This is a genomic window from Haladaptatus sp. W1, from assembly GCF_001723155.1.
GTDB lineage: Archaea > Halobacteriota > Halobacteria > Halobacteriales > Haladaptataceae > Haladaptatus > Haladaptatus paucihalophilus.
The window spans coordinates 1-2,183 of the sequence record NZ_MEIH01000233.1 but is presented as its reverse complement, the minus strand read 5'-3'; the positions used below and the strand labels follow the sequence as shown (position 1 = coordinate 2,183).

4 protein-coding genes and 2 pseudogenes are annotated in these 2,183 nt (G+C 62.2%); 5 read left to right on the top strand and 1 reads right to left on the bottom strand.

Features of this window, described 5'->3' with window-relative positions; all coding sequences use genetic code 11:
• The 5 genes and pseudogenes from BG842_RS10425 to BG842_RS31450 all read left to right on the top strand — a co-directional run.
• A pseudogene (locus tag BG842_RS10425) lies at positions 1 to 412 on the top strand (zinc-binding dehydrogenase); the annotation flags it as partial.
• 114 nt (positions 413 to 526) lie between these two features.
• Positions 527 to 697: a hypothetical protein gene (locus tag BG842_RS29760; RefSeq protein WP_175424123.1), complete on the top strand. Its 171-nt coding sequence runs from the start codon at positions 527 to 529 to the stop codon at positions 695 to 697.
• Positions 694 to 978: a hypothetical protein gene (locus BG842_RS10420; RefSeq protein WP_069450679.1), complete on the top strand. Its 285-nt coding sequence runs from the start codon at positions 694 to 696 to the stop codon at positions 976 to 978. Before BG842_RS29760 ends, BG842_RS10420 begins: the two co-directional genes overlap by 4 nt.
• A pseudogene (locus BG842_RS10415) lies at positions 893 to 1,528 on the top strand (hypothetical protein); the annotation flags it as partial. The gene BG842_RS10420 and the pseudogene BG842_RS10415, both read left to right, overlap by 86 nt.
• Before the next feature lie 37 nt (positions 1,529 to 1,565).
• On the top strand, positions 1,566 to 1,718 hold the full coding sequence (locus BG842_RS31450) for a hypothetical protein (protein WP_254663055.1): 153 nt from the start codon (positions 1,566 to 1,568) through the stop codon (positions 1,716 to 1,718).
• Positions 1,719 to 1,866: 148 nt separating this feature from the next.
• Here BG842_RS31450 and BG842_RS29755 read toward each other — a convergent pair whose 3' ends face one another.
• Complete coding sequence (locus BG842_RS29755; protein ID WP_175424122.1) at positions 1,867 to 2,016, bottom strand: hypothetical protein; 150 nt, start codon at positions 2,014 to 2,016, stop codon at positions 1,867 to 1,869.
• Between the last annotated feature and the right edge of the window lie 167 nt (positions 2,017 to 2,183).

Genomic DNA, 2,183 nt, shown 5'->3' with positions numbered 1-2,183 from the left:
ACTTGGCCGACGGACTCGGCGCACACCACACGGTGGACCCGAGTTCGGAGGACGTCCCCGACACCATCGCGGACATCACCGACGGAGCGGGTGCCGAGCAAGTCATCGACTTCGTGGGCGCGGACGAGACGACTGGCTACGCCCCGGACATCGTTGCCCCGGCGGCGACCACCATGTCGTCGGCTACGGCGGCCACATCCACGAACCGTCCCAGTCGCTCGTGGACGGCGAGTTCGCCTACCGCGGAACGCTGGTGGGCAAGTACACGGAGCTACAGGAACTGGTCAAACTCGTCGAACGCGGCGACGTCACGCTACACACGACGAGGTACGGCCTCGACGACATCAACACCGTCGCGGAAAAACTCGAACACGGCGAAATCGAGGGCCGTGCGGTCATCATGCCGTCGTAGACCCGCTTTTCCCAGGGGTCGATTTTTTCCGACGGGTGCGTCGTGCGCCGGAGCACAACGACTACGCACGTCCCGACCGAATCCCGTCCGAGCTGGAGACGGTGAGTGATACCAATGACTAAGAAAGGGACGAGACGTGAATTGCTTCGCCGGATGGCGACGCTCGGGACGTTTACGACCCTCGGAGCGACGAGCGCGACAGTCACCCGAGCCGCGACCACCGGGCCGCCACGACTGTTGTACTCCTGTGACATAACGACGGAACGCGACCCACTCCGGACGTGAACGACCGACTCGATGTTCGACGGGTCGAGGGAACCTTCGGACCGACCGAAGCCGACTGTTTCGAGGAGGGGACGCTCCTCTATCGCTACGTGTTCTCCCCTGTCGAAGGGGAACGGCGGGGACGAGAGGGCATCGCGTGGGCGACGCGAGCGCGACTTTCCCCTGGACGGTATCGAATCGCGACGATTTTCATCTGTGACGACCCGCCGAGTGGCTACTGCGCCCGACGACCGTTCTACGGAATCGCGGTTCATCGCGTTTCGCAATTGTTCGAGGAGTGACAGGATCTATATACTACCGATCCGTCCACCGCGGCATGGTCACGTGGCGGAACGCCGTTCGCGTCGAGCTCGCACGGTATCGCACGCACACCGGGAGTTCCGTCTTCACCCTCGACGAGATGTACGCGAACAGCATCGACCACCTCCGAACGCGATTTCCGGGAACGACCATCCCGAGGTGAAGATTCGGCAAATCCTCCAGCAACTCCGTGACCGCGGCGAAATCGAGTTCGTGGACGACACGGGGCGCTACCGAATCGGGTCGCTCGACCTCTCGGACATCGACGCCGCCGAGTTCGACCGTATCGCCGATGCGAGGCCGGACGCCCCCGCCGAACTCCCCGAGGGAACCGACGACCCGAACCGGGTCCGACGGACCGTCGAGACGGTTGCGAGGAACCGGAAGGTAGTCGAACGGCTCAAAGAGCGCTACGACTACGAGTGTCAACTCTGTGGAACGCGCCGCCGACGAAGCCGAATCGAGGGCTACGCGGAAGCGCACCACATCGAACCGCTCGGTGGCCCCCATTTCGGCCCGGACATGCCGGAGAACCTCCTCGTCGTCTGCCCCAACCATCACCGCGATTTTGACTACGGGTTGCTCCGAATCGACCCGAAAACCCACGAAACTGGACCACGCGTACGACGATTCCGTGGGGGACACCCTAACCGTTCGAGAGGGCCACGCCGTCGGAAGCGAGTTTCTCCGCTACCACAACGAGCGAATCGCCGACTTCTGAGGGAATCTCGCGCGTCCGGTCCGATTCTCAACCATTCGTTTCTACTGACTTTTTGGTATAGATTTATGCAGTTTCGAAGTGGAAAACGGAACGATGACACATCGGAAATCAGACATACAATCGAAAAATCGCCGTGGGCAGTCCCCGCTTATCGGTGTCGTTTTGATTCGCTCTCGGAGGGGTCCGAACTCGGCGAGAGGCGAAACAGCGTCTCTCCCTCGTAGCGGACGCCGCCCTGCCGCGGATACGTCCGTCGCGGCCGGTGCGGAATCGAGAACGACGGGTCACTGTCGGACATGGCTTGGGAACCTGTACCAACGGATTATGCCGTCATCCGTTAAATAGTTGAGCCACGGGTGCGGATAAAAATCGCGCTCCCCGAGACGCAGAGCACCGCGACGACGTGGCCGACCAGCGCGAACACCAGCAGGTCGTAGCCCCGGACGAACGGCACGAGGACGAGTT

Bases quoted from the DNA above. Each gene is read 5' to 3' on its own strand.
- BG842_RS29755 (WP_175424122.1), bottom strand. From the start codon at position 2,016: ATGTCCGACAGTGACCCGTCGTTCTCGATTCCGCACCGGCCGCGACGG.
- BG842_RS29760 (WP_175424123.1), top strand. From the start codon at position 527: ATGACTAAGAAAGGGACGAGACGTGAATTGCTTCGCCGGATGGCGACG.